The 17,482-nt window shown below is 58.5% G+C and carries 21 protein-coding genes; 10 read left to right on the top strand and 11 right to left on the bottom strand.

Features of this window, described 5'->3' with window-relative positions:
* The first annotated feature begins 21 nt into the window (after nt 1-21).
* Nucleotides 22-480 (top strand): iron-sulfur cluster assembly scaffold protein, encoded by a 459-nt coding sequence (locus BG455_RS05180; RefSeq protein WP_071468901.1) that lies wholly within the window; start codon nt 22-24, stop codon nt 478-480.
* Nucleotides 481-550: 70 nt separating this feature from the next.
* On the opposite strand, the gene BG455_RS05175 is transcribed toward BG455_RS05180, so the two are convergent.
* The 4 genes from BG455_RS05175 to purB form a co-directional block, all read right to left on the bottom strand.
* Nucleotides 551-2,179 (bottom strand): alpha-D-glucose phosphate-specific phosphoglucomutase, encoded by a 1,629-nt coding sequence (locus BG455_RS05175; protein WP_071469135.1) that lies wholly within the window; start codon nt 2,177-2,179, stop codon nt 551-553.
* Nucleotides 2,180-2,369: 190 nt separating this feature from the next.
* Nucleotides 2,370-3,479 (bottom strand): FliG C-terminal domain-containing protein, encoded by a 1,110-nt coding sequence (locus BG455_RS05170; protein ID WP_084386140.1) that lies wholly within the window; start codon nt 3,477-3,479, stop codon nt 2,370-2,372.
* A 126-nt stretch (nt 3,480-3,605) separates the two neighbouring features.
* Complete coding sequence (locus tag BG455_RS17265) at nt 3,606-3,770, bottom strand: hypothetical protein (protein ID WP_170124682.1); 165 nt, start codon at nt 3,768-3,770, stop codon at nt 3,606-3,608.
* A 64-nt stretch (nt 3,771-3,834) separates the two neighbouring features.
* Complete coding sequence (gene purB, locus BG455_RS05165) at nt 3,835-5,142, bottom strand: adenylosuccinate lyase (RefSeq protein WP_071468900.1); 1,308 nt, start codon at nt 5,140-5,142, stop codon at nt 3,835-3,837.
* 247 nt (nt 5,143-5,389) lie between these two features.
* On the opposite strand from purB, the gene BG455_RS05160 reads away from it, so the two are divergent.
* Nucleotides 5,390-6,007: a 50S ribosomal protein L25/general stress protein Ctc gene (locus tag BG455_RS05160; RefSeq protein WP_071468899.1), complete on the top strand. Its 618-nt coding sequence runs from the start codon at nt 5,390-5,392 to the stop codon at nt 6,005-6,007.
* Nucleotides 6,008-6,066: 59 nt separating this feature from the next.
* Here BG455_RS05160 and hmuQ read toward each other — a convergent pair whose 3' ends face one another.
* Nucleotides 6,067-6,396: a heme-degrading protein HmuQ gene (gene hmuQ, locus BG455_RS05155; protein WP_071468898.1), complete on the bottom strand. Its 330-nt coding sequence runs from the start codon at nt 6,394-6,396 to the stop codon at nt 6,067-6,069.
* A gap of 117 nt (nt 6,397-6,513) precedes the next feature.
* Here hmuQ and pth point away from each other — a divergent pair, with 117 nt between their 5' ends.
* Nucleotides 6,514-7,203, top strand: coding sequence for an aminoacyl-tRNA hydrolase (gene pth / locus BG455_RS05150; RefSeq protein WP_071468897.1), 690 nt, complete (start codon nt 6,514-6,516; stop codon nt 7,201-7,203).
* A gap of 113 nt (nt 7,204-7,316) precedes the next feature.
* On the top strand, nt 7,317-7,700 hold the full coding sequence (locus BG455_RS05145; protein WP_071468896.1) for a DUF2237 family protein: 384 nt from the start codon (nt 7,317-7,319) through the stop codon (nt 7,698-7,700).
* 7 nt (nt 7,701-7,707) lie between these two features.
* Here the strand turns inward: BG455_RS05145 and BG455_RS05140 are convergent, their stop codons facing one another.
* From BG455_RS05140 to dksA, 6 genes are all read right to left on the bottom strand, one after another.
* Nucleotides 7,708-8,223, bottom strand: coding sequence for a helix-turn-helix transcriptional regulator (locus BG455_RS05140; RefSeq protein ID WP_071468895.1), 516 nt, complete (start codon nt 8,221-8,223; stop codon nt 7,708-7,710).
* A gap of 66 nt (nt 8,224-8,289) precedes the next feature.
* Nucleotides 8,290-8,604, bottom strand: a complete 315-nt coding sequence (locus tag BG455_RS05135) for a hypothetical protein (protein ID WP_218147530.1) — start codon at nt 8,602-8,604, stop codon at nt 8,290-8,292.
* Between the two features lie 412 nt (nt 8,605-9,016).
* On the bottom strand, nt 9,017-10,243 hold the full coding sequence (trpB, locus tag BG455_RS05130; protein ID WP_071468893.1) for a tryptophan synthase subunit beta: 1,227 nt from the start codon (nt 10,241-10,243) through the stop codon (nt 9,017-9,019).
* A 106-nt stretch (nt 10,244-10,349) separates the two neighbouring features.
* Entirely contained in the window at nt 10,350-10,934 is a 585-nt protein-coding gene (locus BG455_RS05125; RefSeq protein ID WP_071468892.1) for a retropepsin-like aspartic protease family protein, read from the bottom strand.
* A gap of 65 nt (nt 10,935-10,999) precedes the next feature.
* Nucleotides 11,000-12,166 (bottom strand): FAD-dependent monooxygenase, encoded by a 1,167-nt coding sequence (locus BG455_RS05120; RefSeq protein ID WP_071468891.1) that lies wholly within the window; start codon nt 12,164-12,166, stop codon nt 11,000-11,002.
* A gap of 84 nt (nt 12,167-12,250) precedes the next feature.
* Entirely contained in the window at nt 12,251-12,673 is a 423-nt protein-coding gene (gene dksA, locus BG455_RS05115) for an RNA polymerase-binding protein DksA (protein WP_071468890.1), read from the bottom strand.
* Nucleotides 12,674-12,917: 244 nt separating this feature from the next.
* Between dksA and BG455_RS05110 the strand changes: the two genes are divergently transcribed.
* The 6 genes from BG455_RS05110 (at nt 12,918) to BG455_RS05090 (ending at nt 17,475) form a co-directional block, all read left to right on the top strand.
* On the top strand, nt 12,918-13,760 hold the full coding sequence (locus BG455_RS05110; protein WP_071468889.1) for an AAA family ATPase: 843 nt from the start codon (nt 12,918-12,920) through the stop codon (nt 13,758-13,760).
* Nucleotide 13,761: 1 nt separating this feature from the next.
* Nucleotides 13,762-14,208 (top strand): GNAT family N-acetyltransferase, encoded by a 447-nt coding sequence (locus tag BG455_RS05105; protein WP_071468888.1) that lies wholly within the window; start codon nt 13,762-13,764, stop codon nt 14,206-14,208.
* Nucleotides 14,205-15,554, top strand: a complete 1,350-nt coding sequence (locus BG455_RS05100; RefSeq protein ID WP_071468887.1) for a DUF2927 domain-containing protein — start codon at nt 14,205-14,207, stop codon at nt 15,552-15,554. Before BG455_RS05105 ends, BG455_RS05100 begins: the two co-directional genes overlap by 4 nt.
* Nucleotides 15,555-15,570: 16 nt before the next feature.
* Entirely contained in the window at nt 15,571-15,735 is a 165-nt protein-coding gene (locus BG455_RS17260; RefSeq protein WP_170124681.1) for a hypothetical protein, read from the top strand.
* Nucleotides 15,736-15,739: 4 nt separating this feature from the next.
* The gene (locus tag BG455_RS05095) at nt 15,740-16,924 is read left to right on the top strand and encodes a vWA domain-containing protein (RefSeq protein ID WP_071468886.1); all 1,185 of its coding nucleotides are present in this window, start codon (nt 15,740-15,742) and stop codon (nt 16,922-16,924) included.
* Nucleotides 16,925-17,076: 152 nt separating this feature from the next.
* Complete coding sequence (locus tag BG455_RS05090) at nt 17,077-17,475, top strand: DUF4168 domain-containing protein (protein WP_071468885.1); 399 nt, start codon at nt 17,077-17,079, stop codon at nt 17,473-17,475.
* The last annotated feature ends 7 nt before the right edge of the window (nt 17,476-17,482 follow it).

Genomic DNA, 17,482 nt, shown 5'->3' with positions numbered 1-17,482 from the left:
CGCCAGCAAGGAAAACCCGCCATGGCCGATAATGCCGATCTCATCAAACTCTATTCCGGGCGTATTCTGGCGCTGGCGTCCGATATCCCGCATCACGCGCGCCTCACTGCGCCCCAGACCAGCGTCAAGCGCCGCTCGCCACTATGTGGGTCTACTGTAATTGTCGATCTCGACATGCAGGACGGGCGCGTCAGCCGCTTCGGGCAGGATGTGAAAGCCTGCGCGCTGGGTCAGGCGGCGGCCGCCATACTGGGGCAGGTGGTTGTTGGCCGCAGTGCAGTGGAACTTGCCACCGCGCGCGACCAGTTGCGCGCCATGCTGACAGCCAATGGCCCTGTCCCCGATGCGCCCTTCAACGGGTTCGAGGTGCTGAAACCTGCGCAAGACTACCGCAATCGCCATGCCTCGATCCTGCTTGCGCTGGATGCAGCGGCCGAGGCCAGCCAGCAGTTACAGGCGCAATCCTCATCTGCGCTGTAATCTCATTTTCTTGCTTCAAATACTCAAGGGGGTGAATTGGCCATAGGCCAAGAGGGGGCATTCAGCCCCCTTATGTCACCACATCCGGCCCCGCGCGCTCCAGTCTGGTCTTGAGATCGGTCAGCGCATCGGTTGCGGCAATGACATCTGCCAGGGCCTCTTGCGCATCGCGGGCCAGCCCTTCGGGGCCAGCGGCATAGCATTCCATATAGACCCGCAGGGTCGCGCCCGCGGTGCCGGTGCCTGACAGGCGCAGCACCAGCCGCGCGCCTTGCTCAAAGAATATCTGTAGGCCCTGCTGCGCTGTATGCGATCCGTCCACAGGATCATCATACCCGAAATCTTCGGCCCGTGCGACGCGCAAACCGGCAAACACTTGGCCGGGCAGGCCGGGCAGCCGTGAACGCAAATCAGCGATCAAGGCTTGTGCGGCCCCCGCGTCCACCTCTTCGTAATCATGGCGCGAATAGTAATCGCGCCCGAAATCGCGCCAATGCTCTGCCATCACCTGCGCAACCGAGACGCCCTTGCTGGCCAGAATGTTCAGCCACATCAGCACGGCCCATAGCCCGTCCTTCTCGCGGATATGGTCCGAGCCGGTGCCGGCAGATTCCTCGCCGCACAGTGTGGCGCGGCCCGCATCCAGCAGATTTCCAAAAAACTTCCAGCCGGTCGGGGTGGCGTAGCATTCCAACCCGCGCGCCTGCGCCACACGGTCCAGCGCGCAAGATGTGGGCATGGAGCGCGCAACGCCCGCCAGCCCTGTAGCATAGCCCGGGGCAAGATGGGCATTCGCGGCAATCACCGCCAGCGAATCAGAGGGCGTGACATAAACACCGCGCCCCAAAATCATGTTGCGGTCCCCATCCCCGTCAGAGGCCGCGCCGAAATCGGGCGCATCCTTGCCCATCATCTCGGCCATCAGGGCATGCGCCCAGACAGGGTTCGGGTCCGGGTGACCGCCGCCAAAATCGGGCAGGGGGGTTGCGTTCAACACGCTGTCGGCGGGTGCGCCAAGACGGGTTACCAGAATTTCATGCGCATAAGGGCCAGTGACAGCATGCATGGCGTCAAAACGCAGCCGAAACCCGCCCGCGATCAACGCGCGGATGGCATCGAAATCGAACAACTGTTCCATCAGCGTGGCATAATCCGCAACCGGATCAACCACCTCAACTTGCGTTTCCAATAGCTGCACAGTCCCCAAAGTGGACAGGTCAATATCTGCGATCTCGGCTATCTGATACGCGGTCAATGTGGTTGTGGCGGCAAAAATGGCGTCTGTCACCGATTCCGGGGCGGGGCCGCCATTGGCCGTGTTGAACTTGACCCCGAAATCGCCGTCTTCCCCACCGGGATTGTGGCTGGCCGACAGGATAACCCCGCCATCCGCGCCGCGCAGCCGGATCAGGTGAGAGGCGGCGGGCGTCGACAGCAACCCGTTCTGGCCGATGACCACCTTAGCGGCACGCGCCGCGATGGCCATTTTCACGATGACCTGCACAGCTTCGGCATTGAAAAACCGCCCATCGCCGCCGATCACCAGCATCTTGCCCTGCACGCCACCAATGCCGTTCCAAATGCTTTGAATAAAATTTTCCAGATAGCGGGGGGCCATGAAAACGCGGGTTTTCTTGCGCAACCCCGAAGTGCCGGGTTTTTGCCCCTCGATCGGATGTGTTGAAATGGTTTTGATCATTTTTTCCTCTGGCCCTGTCACTATGGCATATCCTGTCCGCGCGGGCGCGGTTTTTCAAGCGCGCCGCATGATGTGAAACGCAATAGGTGCCGACTATGGCATCTCAAGGGCGAAATCGTTTTGGAATAATGGCGGGGACTTTGCCCCTTGGCAGCGCGGCCACACGGTTTTGCAGGCGGGGCAGGGCGGTTTAATCCTCGGCGGGTTTCAGGCTGATTTTCTCTGCATCCACCAGCGCGCGCACAGCCGCCGCAACGCGGTTGGCGGCCGCGCCATAGTCTTGCGCTGAGGGGGCGGGCAGGGTGCTTGCGTCATCTTGCAAGGTCTGCGCTGCCCGTTTGGACATGTTTTCCAGCAGAAATGCGATGCTGCTTGCGTCGGCATCGGCCTTGTATGCCATGATCAGCAACATATCTGCGTCATCTACGCTGCGCATCAGCGCGGGCACGTCGCGCGCCTGCACCCTCGCGGCAATATCGGTAAAGGTGAAGATCGATTTGCGCACATCGCTGGCAAACACCCTGTCTGCGGATTCCAGACCTTGCAGCAGCGAATCGCGCATCTCGGGTGTGGAAGAGTTCAGTATTTCACCCACGCGTTTCTTGGGCGGGTCGACAAAGGCGCGCAGGGGGGTGGCGCTGATCTGATCTGCCAATGTGGCCCCGATCCGCGCCACCGTATCGGGGCCAATCGTTTCGGTGCGCGCAATTCCCAAGGCCAGCGATTGCGCCAGTTCGGGGCCAAGCTGTGTAAGCAGGCGCGCGGCCTTGTCGATGCTGAGCTTTGACAGTAACACCGCCGCCACAACCTGCGATTCCTGTTGCAAGACGCCAAGTAATATCTCGTCTGGCGCCATTTCAAGCACCATCCATGTGTCATCCAGCCCCCCGCCGCGTGACATGGCCCGAAGTTGCCTTGCTGTTTTCTGGTCCAGCTTGTCTTCGACCAGCGACAAGGCCGCGTCCAGATTTTCAGGAAAGGACAGCCCGACCTGACCCAGCGTGTCGATAAACTCTTCAACTACGGCATTCATGGTGGCGCGATCGACAAGGCGCATGCGCCCCAAGGTTTGGGTCAGTTCCGCTTGCATGTCATGTGGCAGGCTGGCCAAGGGAATATCTGCACCAGATGCAAGCAGGGCGCGCACGACAATGGCCGCTTTTTGCGCGCCTGTCAGATGGTCAATCCGGGCGCGCGCAGTCTCGGCTGGCAAGGCGCGCTGCGGCGAGAGCGGGGGGCGCACAGGTTCCATGGCGCGCGGCAAAGGCACAGGCCGGGTGTCAGGCTGTTGGTTGGTCATAAAGGTGTTTCTGCGTTGCGTGAACTTCAGACACCAGCTTAGCGCCAGATCCCTCAAAAAAGCGTTTACGCACCGCGCAGAAAAAAGCGCCCCGATAAGGGGCGCTTGTCAGTCACCTTCTATGGCTTAACTGCTGACAGGTTCGACGCAGACAGATGTCGCGGCGTCCCACACCTGACCTTCGGCACAGGCCGACGCGGTCTGTGCGGGTTTCATGCTGGAACACATGGCCGAGGCAAGGGCAGGGCTTAAGCTTAGTGCCACGGCAGCAAGAGTGATTTTCAGTTTCATGTCAGTCTCCTTTTGCTGTGAGACTGACAGTAGCACGATTCTTGCGAAATCAACGCCGTTTGCGTTATTTTCCGTCAAAAACCCGCCCGAAAATCGTCTCGACATGCTTTGTGTGATACTCAAGGTCAAATTTTGAGCGCAGCTCGTCTTCGCTCATGGCGGCGCGCACCTCGGCATCGGCCAGCAATTCTTCCAGAAAATCACAGCCTTGTTCCCAGACCTTCATCGCATTGCGCTGCACCAGCGCATAGGCGGCTTCACGGCTGACACCGGCTTGCGTCAGGGCCAGAAGCACGCGTTGCGAATGGATCAAGCCGCGAAACTTGTTCATATTCGCAATCATATTGTCAGGATAGACCACCAGTTTGTCGATCACACCTGTCAGACGGGCAAGCGCGAAATCCAGCGTGACAGTGGCGTCGGGGCCGATCATCCGCTCGACCGAGGAATGCGAGATGTCGCGTTCATGCCAAAGTGCGACATTCTCCATCGCGGGGATGACGGCCATACGCACCAGCCGCGCCAGACCTGTCAGGTTTTCAGTCAGAACAGGGTTACGTTTATGCGGCATCGCGCTAGAGCCTTTTTGACCCTTTGAGAAAAACTCTTCAGCCTCTAGCACCTCTGTGCGCTGCATATGCCTGATTTCAATGGAAATATTCTCAACGCTCGATGCGATCACGCCCAGCGTGGCAAAGAACATGGCATGGCGGTCGCGCGGAATGACTTGTGTGCTGATCGGTTCTGCCTGCAAGCCCATCTGCGCGCAGACATGCGCTTCAACAAAGGGGTCGATATTGGCAAATGTGCCAACTGCACCCGAAATCGCACCTGTCGCAATCTCTGTGCGGGCAGCGGCCAGACGGTCGCGGTTGCGCTTCATTTCGGCATAGAAGCGCGCAAAGGTCAGGCCCATGGTGGTGGGTTCGGCATGTATGCCGTGGCTGCGTCCCATGCGGATGGTGAATTTATGTTCCATCGCGCGGCGTTCCAGCGCGGCCAATAGCGCATCCATATCGGCCAGCAACAAATCCGAGGCGCGCACAAGCTGCACATTGAATGTGGTGTCCAGCACGTCGGAACTGGTCATGCCCTGATGCACAAAGCGCGCTTCGTCATTGCCGATAATCTCTGCCAGATGCGTCAGAAAGGCGATGACGTCATGTTTGGTGACGGCCTCGATCTCGTCAATGCGCGCGACATCAAATTCCACATCCTTGGCTTTCCAGACCGCAGCGGCGCTTTCGGTCGGGATAACGCCAAGCTGGGCTTGCGCGTCGCAGGCATGGGCCTCAATCTCGTACCAGATGCGGAACTTTGTTTCTGGCGACCAGATTGCAACCATATCAGGGCGGGAATAACGCGGGATCATTGGGCCATACCTTAATAATGTGTCTCGCAGGTCTGATAGCGCCTTGGTATAAAAGTCGCAAGGCAGCGGGCCACATAGGTATATATTTAACATAATACTGATTATGGGTTATTTGTATCTATATGGCTGTAACCCCTGTTGCGTTGCTTTTGCCCTTTCCAAACAGGCCAATCTCGCCTATAGCGCCCCTACTTTCAGCCCGCACCCTTGGAGGCGGGCTTTTGATCTTGTGAAAAGGAACACGAATATGGCTGGTGAGATCCCGGATCTTGAGGCCGAGGTACGGACGGGGACAGGCAAGGGGGCCGCTCGTCAAGCTCGTCGTGAGCATCTCGTACCCGGTATTGTTTATGGCGGCGGCGCAGAGCCTCTGCCTGTGAACTTCAAATACAACTACCTGATTGCAAAGCTGAAAGCAGGCCGTTTCCTGTCGACGCTGTTCAACCTGAAAGTTGAAGGTCAGGAAGATGTGCGCGTGATCTGCCGTGGCGTTCAGCGCGATGTCGTCAAGGGCCTGCCCACGCATGTGGACCTGATGCGCCTGCGCCGGACAAGCCGGATCAACCTGTTTATTCCGGTTGAGTTCATCAATGCAGACAAATGCGTTGGTATCAAGCGCGGTGGCACATTGACCGTGGTGCGCCCCGAGGTTGAATTGAACGTGCTGGCAGGTGAAATCCCTGAAAAGCTGGTGCTTGATCTTGAAGGCCGCAAGATTGGGGATACGATCACCATCTCTGCAATCACGCTGCCCGAAGGCACGAAACCCACAATCGACCGTGATTTCGTTATCGCCAATATCGCCGCACCGCGCGCGCTTGTTGCTGCCGATAATGATGACGACGCCGAGGCCGCTGAAGAATAAGCGCTGCCAAAGTTGGTTTTTAACGGGGCGCCCTTCGGGGCGCCCCGTTCCTATGCGCCCTACCCCGACTGCGGCTTGCCCGATATGCACTGGACAGAATCGTAGATTTCCAGCTCTGGCGGCCCCAGATAAATGTTGGAATGCGCGCGCACACCTTTATGCGAGCCGCGAAAATTCTGGGATTTGGCCCAACCGTCAAACGCGGCCTTGTCGCGCCATGTGGTATGCGACAGATAGATCGTCGCCTCTTCCGTGCTGGCCCCGCGGAACAGGTGGAATTCAACAAACCCGTCCAGTTCGGGCAGTTTGCTTTCGCGCGAAGTCCATATCTCCTCGAATGCGGCTTCCTGTCCGGGCCGCACTTTGAAGCGGTTGATTGTCAGATACATTTTGCCCCCTGCACTGTGATGCGCGCAGTCTAACCCGCGCCTTGACAGGTGCAAGCAACCGCTTTTCACTTTCTGCGGGTTTCACTACTGTGCGCCCAAATATGAACGGAGGGTGACATGAAACTTTTTGTGGGTCTTGGCAATCCGGGGGCGAAATACGCGGCCAATCGTCACAATATCGGCTTTATGGCGCTGGACCGGATCGCTTCGGAACATGGCTTTGGCCCGTGGCAAGGTAAATTCCAAGCCGAGATCAGCCAGGGACGGCTGGGCAGCCACAAAATCGCCCTTCTCAAGCCCATGACCTTTATGAACCTGTCCGGTCAGGCTGTGGGCGAGGCGATGCGTTTTTACCAGCTGGACCCCGCCGATATTGTGGTTTTCCATGACGAACTGGACCTTGCGCCGGGCAAGATACGGCTGAAACAGGGTGGCGGGCATGCAGGCCATAATGGTCTGCGCTCGATCCATGCGCATCTGGGGCCGGATTATGCGCGGGTGCGTCTGGGCATTGGCCATCCGGGCCACAAGGACCGCGTTGCCCCCTATGTGTTGTCGGATTTCGCAAAATCCGATCAGGCGTGGCTGGACGACCTGATGCGCGGCATTGCGGACGGGGCCGAGGCGCTGGCTGCGGGGGATGGCGCGCGGTTCAGCAATGCAGTGGCGCTGCGCATGGCGCCTGCGCGCGTATCCGCGCCCCCTGCCCCGAAACCCGCGAAACCTGCCTCACCACCAGCACCCGCCGCACCCGCGCTTGAGGATACACGCAGCCCCTTGCAAAAACTGATGGATAAATTCCGATGAATTTTCATATTTGTGCGGGTTTTGGCCAAGGCCGGACGCTTCGCGCAGCTTCATGACTGGATTTAAGGTCAGTATAGGTTAACTGTCGCTGAAATAGCCATGCGAGGGACAAGATGGACAGGAATATCGAGCCGTCGGTAAATGTACTGGGTGGTAGATTGACAAGCTGTTCGCGCGACCCGATGACAGGTTTCTTCCGCAACGGATCTTGCGACACTTGCTTGGAAGACACAGGCAGCCACACGGTTTGCGCGCTGATGACAGATGAATTTCTGGCGTTTTCAAAGTATCTGGGAAATGATTTGTCAACGCCGCGCCCTGAATACGGTTTTGCCGGGTTGAAATCCGGCGATCAATGGTGCCTGTGCGCGGCGCGTTTTCTTCAGGCCCACCATGAAGGGGTTGCGCCGCGTGTGTTGTTGCAAAGCACGCATCAACGCGCGTTGGATCTGGTGCCGATGGAGGTTTTGAAGCGCTACGCCGCCGATCTGGATTAGCGCGCAATCAGGCTTTCATACTGTCTGCGCCCGCAGGGTCGCGGGTTTCTGCCAGCAGATCGTCGATAAACACACTCATCAACTGGCCACGCCCGCTGACCCCTGCCTTGCGATAGATGGCATTGGTCTGGGCTTTGACTGTTCCTTCGGATGTTTTGCGAAATCCTGCAATTTCCTGTGTGGAAAACCCCTTGAGCACAAAAAACGCGACATCGCGTTCTGCGGGGGTCAGGTTCCAGCTGGAAAAACTGTCTTCCACCACTTCCATGAAATCGCTAGAGGCCCGTTGCAGCCGCGCTTCGGCCTTGCCAAGCCTGCGTTGCGATTGCAGCAAAAGCACACCGGACATGACAAGCCCGATCAGAAGCGCAATCGCCGCGCCGATTTCAACAGCCTCTCGCAACTCCCATGCGATTGGCTCGCGCTCGATCCCCAGAATGGTCAAGCCGATGTCGCCAATGAAAAACAGCGCCCCAAGGGCCTGCACCAGAACCATCAGCAAAATGACGCGCTTGAGTTTCACACGGCCCCCTTTTCAAGGCGTATCCGGGCGGCAGAGCAAGCGGGTATCGGGCAGCGGTAAGCCATCTTAATTACTCAGATGCGGCAAGTACGGGTCAGGCAGCATGGTGCCACCGCGCGGCATTTCGTCCTGCCTTGGCGCAGGCGGGCTGGTTGGGCTGAATTCTACAGCATAATCGCGGATGATCTGACCTGTTGACATGTCAAGAACGATCTCTCTCCAGATCAGTCCGCGATAGGCGACAAAGCGCACGCGCCGCAGCAAGGTGCGTGTTTCGGACATGATTTCATAGCCTTGCTGTGTCAGGGCAAGCGTGATCATCTCTGGTGTGATGCGGTGCTCCGAGGCATGCAGCGCAGGGGCCGAGACAAGACAATACAAGGCAAAAATTGTGAAATAACGCGTGCACCGCCCCATGGATTGGCCCCTTATAGCGCCTTCCCAAAGCGGAAAGACATGGCGCATCCTGCCGATCAATAAGCAGGATGCGCCAGACTCACGATACTTATTACACACTAGACCCCGGCCAAAGACATGTTCCGCAGATCAATTCGGCGAAGCATGTCCTGCGCAGGACAATTCGGAATGTCTCACAAAAAAACTTATAACCCGTTACCCATTTCCAAATTTCCGAACGCACAAGCTGAAAATGCAGCTTGAACCGATTAAACGCGTTACCTCACACACTCGGGCGATTCAGCGTAATTTCTGAACCGCCGCACTGTTATCGCTACAGGCAACACGCCGGAAAATCTATCGGAATTGTGTTTATTTCGCAGGCATAAACCTGAGTTTATACCTTCATTTCAAAGCCCAGATGCTTTGCGACAGTGAAAATGTCCTTGTCGCCGCGCCCGCACATATTCATGACCAGCAAATGATCGGCAGGCAATTTGGGTGCAATCTTCAACACATGCGCCAAGGCATGGCTTGGCTCTAGCGCTGGGATGATTCCTTCCAGCGCACAGCAGGTCTGGAATGCGGCCAAGGCTTCGTCATCAGTGATCGAGACATACTCGACACGCCCCATATCTTTCAGCCATGCATGTTCAGGGCCAATACCGGGGTAATCCAGACCCGCAGAAATGGAATGCCCTTCCAGAATCTGGCCGTCTTCGTCTTGCAACAGATAGGTGCGGTTGCCATGCAGCACGCCGGGCCTGCCGCCGGTCAGGCTGGCGCAATGCTCCATCCGGTCATCTACGCCTTTGCCGCCAGCCTCGACCCCGATGATAGAGACATCGGCATCGTCCAGGAAGGGGTAAAACAGCCCCATCGCGTTCGACCCACCGCCGATGGCCGCGATCAGCGTGTCTGGCAGACGGCCTTCGCGCTCCATCATCTGTTCGCGGGTTTCCTTGCCGATGATCGACTGGAAATCGCGCACCATGGCCGGATAGGGGTGTGGGCCTGCGACAGTGCCGATGCAATAGAATGTGTCGCGCACATTTGTGACCCAGTCGCGCAGCGCGTCATTCATCGCGTCTTTCAATGTGCCACGGCCAGATTTCACCGGCACCACTTCGGCACCCAACAATTTCATGCGGAACACATTGGGGGCCTGACGTTCCACGTCATGGGCACCCATATAAACGATGCATTTCAGCCCGAAGCGCGCGCAGACAGTGGCGGTTGCAACACCATGCTGCCCTGCCCCGGTTTCTGCGATAATCCGCGTCTTGCCCATGCGCATGGCCAGCAGGATCTGGCCAAGCACATTGTTGATCTTATGCGCGCCAGTGTGGTTCAACTCGTCCCGCTTCATATAGATTTTCGCGCCGCCACAATGCTCTGTCAGGCGTTCGGCGAAATATAGCGGTGAGGGGCGGCCGACATAATGCTTCCACAGATCATCCATCTGCGCCCAGAACGCGGCATCCGTCTTGGCGCGCTCGTATTCCGCGTCCAACTCCAGGATCAGCGGCATCAATGTCTCGGACACGAAACGCCCGCCGTAAATCCCGAAACGCCCCTGTTCGTCCGGGCCGGTCAGGTAGGAGTTGATCAGGTCTTCAGGCATATGCGCGGTCCTTTGTCTGGCGTTTACCCTGTCCTAGCGCTGGTGTGGCGGTCAGACAAGGGGAATGGCGGGGATCGTACCCCTTGTTTTGAATGGCGCGCGCGGCCTAGCGTTCAAGGATAAGCCGGTCGCCTTCGATTGCGATGCGCGCATAGCGGCGCAGATAGCCCATGCCCAGAAGCGAGATGTCCAACTCGCCCTCATTGACGAAGGCGGGCACGTTGCTGTCGCGGATTTCCAACCCTTCATGCAGCAGCGCCACTTCGTTCAGGGTGACACGGGCCAGACCGACAATTCCGTTCGCAGTGCGGGCCTGCCCCAGATATGGCAGGCTTTGCGGGTCAAGCCCGACACGCGCGGCATCTTCCTGCGACAAGACAAGATCGGACGCGCCTGTATCGATGATGAATTGCACAGGCGTGCCATTCACTTGCAGGTCCAGATTGAAATGCCCGTTGCGCCCCGCGCGCAACACAACTGCCCCCTCGCCCGTGACAACGACATCGTTTTGCTGGGTCACATCCTGCCAAAGCCCGTATCCTGCGGCCACGCCAACGAAGATCAGCCCCCATAGAAGCAACTGGCGCAGGCTTTGGCCAATCCCTTGCGTGCGGGCGATCAGGAAATAGCTGACCAGAACTGTGCCCCAGACGCCCAGATATATCAGCCGCATTGTTTGATCTGCATCCATGCCTTGCGCGCCTTGTCTATGCCAGCTCTCTACTTGGTGTGTCTGCGACACAAAATCATGCCCTATCACGCCTCCGTGACATTATGATCATAAATCCAGCCAAATTGCCGCAAGGGCGCATCCGGGATCACCTTGCCCGACATGCGCAGCGCCAGATGCGCAAGCGGTGCCAGTGGCGGGCGCAGATGGTAGTTGCGCGCGTTGCGGTTTGCTGCCTCTACCACGCGAAGCACGCGGTTGCGGCGCGCGGCCTGATAGGCAGCCAGCCCCGCAGATATGGTTTGCCCCCGCGCCAGCTCGCGCGCCAGAACATAGGCATCTTCCAGCGCCATATTTGCGCCTTGCGCCATGAAAGGCAAGGTCGGGTGGGCGGCATCGCCCAATATGGCGCAGGCCCCTTTGTGCCAATGCGTGGCAACCTTGTGCCGGAACAGCCCCCAGAGAAACACCTTGTCCACCTGCGCCAGCCAGTCTGGCACCGGCCCGCCAAAGCCTGCAAAAGCCTGTCGCAGATGGTTGGGGTCATCGGGGTGGTTCCAGCCTTCTTGCGCCCATTCCTTGCGTTCCTCCACAGCCACGATATTGCGCATTGTGCCCCCGCGCAGCGGATAGCTGACCAAGTGCCGCCCCGGCCCCATGAAAACCTGCGCCTGCGGCGGCTCGGCTGGTGTGCAGGGAATAAGGGCGCGCCATGCCACTTGTCCGGTGAAAAACGGGGGTGTGGGCGGGCCGTCCTGCAAAGCGGGGCGCAACACGGAATGCAGCCCATCCGCGCCGATAACCAGATCCGCCGAGAGCACCTCGCCCCCGTCCAGCGTGACGCGCGGGCGCGCCCCGTCAGGCTTTACATCTGCCACATGCGCGACAAACCGCGTCTCGACCCCCGCGCAGGCCCCATGCAAAACCGAGATAAGGTCCGCGCGGTGGATCAGGTGAAACCCCGGCCCGGATTGGGGCAGGTTCAAGCGCACCACCTCGCGGCCCTCGCGCGCGGCGCGCAAGATCACGGCATTACTGCGCAGTGCCATATCTGACAGGGCAGCGCCCTGCCCCAAGGCTTGGATCACCCGCGCGCCATTGGGGCTGATTTGCACACCCGCGCCCACTTCCAGCAGCCCTGCCGCCTGTTCCAGCAAAAGCACCGACGCCCCGCGCTGGTGCAGTGCTGCCGAAACGGCCAGCCCCGCAACCCCGCCCCCAATGACCAGCACCTCTAGCCCTGCAAGCTGCATCACATCTCCTGAAATTGAAAACACCGGATGCTATGCAGCATCCGGTGTCTGTCGTGGCTGATCAAGGTCCGGCCCGCGCGACATTTAGTCGTCGCGGTGGACACGTTCGTTGCGTTCATGCGATTCTTGCGCTTGCAGCGTCATCGTGGCGATCGGGTGCGCATCCAGACGTTTCAGCGAAATACGCTCTCCGGTGGCTTCGCAATAGCCGAATTCACCATTTTCAATGCGCCGTAATGCCGCGTCGATCTTGGAAATCAGTTTGCGCTGCCGGTCGCGTGTGCGCAATTCCAATGCGCGATCTGTCTCTTCCGATGCACGGTCGGCCACGTCAGGGATATTTCTGCTGGAATTTGCAAGCTCTGCCAGCGTTTCCTGACTGCCTTTCATGATATCTTCTTTCCAGACGGTCAGCTTGCGCCGGAAATATTCCAGCTGCAAGTCATTCATGAAGGGTTCATCTTCCGCTGGTCGGTAATCTTCCGGTAGGAAAGTCTCTGGTTTCATGCCCCGCTCCTCAATGTCAGCCGGATCATAAGTGTCGAGGTTACTCATTTTGATTCACCTATATTCCGCACCCTCGCGGGTCGGATAGCGGATGCATTCGAGATTGTCACGCTCTTTCGCGGATTCCCGCCACCATAGGATGCATGCGCGCAGGAAGTTGTCTTGTCGTGGTAACACCCAACCGCTAAACTGCCGGAAAACGTGCAGAGTTTGGCGCGCAGGCAATCAGCAGGGCAGGAACAGAATGCGGTTCACCTCTACCGACAGATATATTGCGAGTGATGATCTTCAGATTGCAGTGAACGCGGCGGTTACCCTGCAACGCCCGCTGCTGGTCAAGGGCGAGCCGGGCACTGGCAAGACAGAATTGGCGATGCAGGTCTCCGCCTCATTGGGTTTGCCGATGATCGAATGGTCGATCAAATCCACCACCCGCGCGCAACAGGGGCTGTATGAATATGATGCCGTCTCGCGCCTGCGTGACAGCCAGTTGGGCGATGCGCGCGTCAATGATGTGAAAAACTACATCCGCAAGGGCAAGCTGTGGCAGGCGTTCGAGGCAGAGGGGCGCGTGGTTCTGTTGATCGACGAGATCGACAAGGCAGATATCGAATTTCCCAACGACCTGCTGCAAGAGCTTGATCGGATGGAGTTTTTTGTCTACGAGACGGGCGAGACGATCCGCGCCAAGCAGCGCCCGATTGTCATTATCACCTCGAATAACGAAAAAGACCTGCCCGATGCGTTTTTGCGGCGGTGTTTTTTCCACTATATTCGCTTTCCCGACACGGAAACGCTGAAAGCCATTGTCGAGGTTCATTTTCCCGGCATCAAGCCCGCTTTGCTGACAGCCGCCCTGACGCAATTCAACGAAGTGCGCGAAACGCCGGGGTTGAAGAAAAAACCCTCTACCTCGGAAGTGCTGGACTGGCTGAAGCTGTTGCTGGCCGAAGACCTGAGCGCGGAAGATTTGAAACGCGATGGCCCCAATGCGCTGCCCAAACTGCATGGCGCGCTGTTGAAGAATGAACAGGATGTACATTTGTTCGAGCGGCTGGCGTTTATGGCGCGGCGTCAGGTTCGGTAATATGACATTGGAAATCAGGACGTTGCGCGCAGAAGATAAAGAAGAATGGGCGAAATTGTGGACAGGCTATCTGGAGTTTTACCAGTCAAGCCTGCCGCAATCGGTCTATGACGCAACCTTCAAGGCGCTGCTTTCACAGGATGTCCACAGCCCCAGCGGTTTTCTGGCATGTCTCGGTGGCAAACCTGTCGGTTTGGTGCATTTCCTGTTCCATGCCCATTGCTGGCGGCCAGAGGGGATTTGCTATTTGCAAGACCTCTATACCAGCGAACAGGCGCGCGGACAGGGCGCGGGGCGCGCGCTGATCGAGGCGGTCTATGCCGCCGCCGATGCGCGCAATATCTCGGGCGTGTATTGGACCACGCAGGATTTCAACACCACCGCACGCAAGCTGTATGACAAAATCGGCGTTTTGACCCCGTTCATAAAATATGCGCGCCCGCAATGAGGTTGGCATCATCTCTTGCCGCGATGATGGCGCTGTCGGCCTGTGCAATGCCCGCCACTGGCCCGCAGGTTGATCTGTCGGTTCAATCGCGCGCCATCAGTTCTGCCGCGCTGTTTGGCCCCCCGCGCCCCTATGCCACAACGCGCAGCAACGCCCAGATTGCGCAGGATATTCTTGAACTTGGCTTCCGGTTGGAATCGGGGCGCGAGATCGCGCAATTCTCTCGTTTTGAGGGGCCTGTTGCGCTGCGCCTGACAGGGCAGATTCCGCCCCTTGCCGAAATCGAGATGGACCGTCTGATTGCGCGTTTGCGCAGCGAAGCGGGACTGGACTTGCGGCGCGTGTCTGGCCCGGCGCAGATAACGGTGGAATTTGTGCCGCGCGCGACCATGCGCAGGCTGGTGCCAGAGGCGTCTTGCTTCGTGCTGCCCAATGTCGCCACATGGGCCGAATTCCGCGCCGCCCCGCGTGGGCCGCATCTGGACTGGACAGAGATTGCCGAACGCGAGACAGCGCTTGTGGTCGCGCCCGCCGATTCAACAGTGCAAGAGATGCGCGATTGCCTGCATGAGGAAGTCGCCCAAGCGCTTGGCCCGCTGAATGATCTGTATCGCATTGGCGAAACGGTCATGAATGACGATAATTTCCAAACCGCCCTGACAGGGTTTGACATGCTGGTGTTAAAGGTCTGGAATCACGCGTCCTTGCGGTCTGGCATGTCGCGCGCAGAAGTGGGCGCACGCCTGCCTGCCATCCTTGCACAGCTGAACCCGCGCGGCAGTATGGGCCGCTCCATGCCGCTGGACCCGATCCCCACACCGCGCGCATGGACGGACATGATAGAGAATGCGCTCGGGGCCTCGACCCGGCGGCGCAGTTTCGCATTTGCACAAGCCGCCCTTCGGATTGCTTTGGAAGAAGGTTGGCAGGATGAGCGCCTTGCTTTCAGCCTGTTTCTGGCCGCGCGGTTTGCGCCGCCCGATCAGGGCGAAGAGGCGCTGGATGCGCTTATCAGCGCCGCCGCGCTTTATGCCACACGCCCGGGCGGAGAGGTGCCGCGCGCCCATGTCGAATTGCAACTTGCAGCGCAGGCTTTGGCTGCGGGGCAATATGCCATCGTCTTGCGCCTGACCGATAACGCCATGGAACCTGCCCGCCGCAGCGAGAATGGGGCGCTGCTGTCCTCGCTCATGCTGTTGCGCGCACAAGCGCTAGAGCGTATGGGGCGCATCGCAGAGGCAGAAGAGCTGCGCCGTGACGCCCTGCCCTTTGCCTTGTTCGGCTTCGGGTCCGAACAAGAGGCCGAGAGCAGGCGCGATGAAATTGCAGCGCTGATCCAGCGCTAGAACAGGGATAAAAAGCATGATTGTCATTCTTGGCATGGGAATTGGCGCGCTTTGGGGCGCACGAAATGCGAAACAAAGGGGCGGCGACCGCAAGGATATCGCGCAATACAGTATCGTGGGCGCAATCATCGGCGGGCTGGTCGGGTTATTCGTCACGATTGGTGTTGAAAAGATGTTCTAAGCCCATGTTTTTAAACTTCTTCCAGTCTTTGCGCGATCATGCCGTGCCTGTCTCGCTGCGCGAGTTTCTGGCCTTTCTGGAAGGGGTGCAGGCGGGGTTGGTCACATATGATGTAGACGGGTTCTACCACCTTGCGCGCATGACAATGGTGAAGGATGAACGCCATCTTGACCGCTTTGACCGCGCCTTCGCGCACAGCTTTCAGGGGATGGAGGCGCTGACGCTGGAGCAGGTTCTGAATGCTGTCGATCTGCCGCGCGACTGGCTGGAGAAAATGGCCGAAAAGCACCTGAGCGCCGAAGAACGCGATGCGATCAAGGCGATGGGCGGCTTTGACAAGCTGATGGAAACGCTGAAACAGCGGCTGGAAGAGCAGAAAGGCCGCCATCAGGGCGGCAATAAATGGGTCGGCACGGCAGGCACCTCACCCTTCGGGGCCTATGGCTACAACCCCGAAGGCGTGCGGATCGGGCAGGAAGACTCGCGCCATCGCCGCGCGGTCAAGGTTTGGGACAAGCGCGAGTTTCGCAACCTTGATGACTCGGTCGAGTTGGGCACGCGCAACATCAAGGTGGCGCTGAAACGCCTGCGCAAATGGGCGCGGGACGGCGCGCATGAAGAACTGGATCTGGATGGAACGATCCGCTCTACCGCCGAGCAGGGCTGGCTGGATGTCCGCACGCGGCCAGAGCGAAGAAACGCTGTCAAGGTCTTGCTATTGCTGGATATTGGCGGGTCTATGGATGACCATATCCGCGCCGTTGAAGAACTGTTCAGTGCCGCCAAATCCGAATTCAAGCATCTGGAACATTTCTATTTTCACAATTGCCTGTATGAATTCGTCTGGCGCGACAATGCGCGCCGCTGGACCGAACGCATGCCCACATGGGACGTGCTGCGCACCTATGGCAGCGACTGGAAATGTATTTTTGTGGGCGACGCCGCCATGTCCCCCTATGAGGTGAAAATCCCCGGTGGCGCGAATGAACACTGGAACGAGGAGCCGGGCGAGGTCTGGTTGCAGCGCGCGCGCAGCCAGTGGCCCGACCATTTATGGATCAACCCGACGCCAGAGCCGCATTGGCGCTACACCCAGTCAATCGGTATGATTTCACAGATCTTTGAGGGGCGCATGGTGCCCATGACCCTTGAAGGGCTTTCGCGCGGAATCAAGGAGTTGGGGCGCTAAATCCTGCGCGCCTATGGCAGGATCGTCGCCTAAGCCATTATAAGAAAGCGGATTTCCGCTTGGTGCGTTTGCATCCCCCCCGTCCCATTCCTAGATGTAGCGCGAGCGACGCGGAGAAGCTTTCCACATCGCCACCACAACAGGAGTATACCATGGAACTGAAACGCTATCTGAGCACGACAATCCTTGCCGCCGGTCTGGCAGTGACGCCTATTCTGGCTTCGCAGGCAGCGGCACAGATGCAGCCCCCCGCGCAGGCAGAGGGGTCAGCGATTGCGATGGAAGACGGCAAGATAGATGCGTTTATCGTCGCGGCCCTTGCTGTGGCTGAAACGCGCGAGACATATATTGCGCAACTCGAAGGTATCACCGACGAAGAACAGCAAATGGCGATTGTGCAGGAAGCCGACGCAGCCATTCTGCAAGCGGTTGACGATGCGCCCGATATCACAGTTGAAGAATATATCGCCATTGGCGAAGCCGCGACTGTAGACCCCGAATTGGCCGCACGGATTGATGCGCGCTTTACCGAGACTGCTGGTGAGGAGTAATCCCGCG

Source organism: Roseinatronobacter thiooxidans, assembly GCF_001870675.1.
GTDB lineage: Bacteria > Pseudomonadota > Alphaproteobacteria > Rhodobacterales > Rhodobacteraceae > Roseinatronobacter > Roseinatronobacter thiooxidans.
Note: the sequence above shows the minus strand (reverse complement) of the source record. Positions and strands in the feature narration are given on the sequence as shown.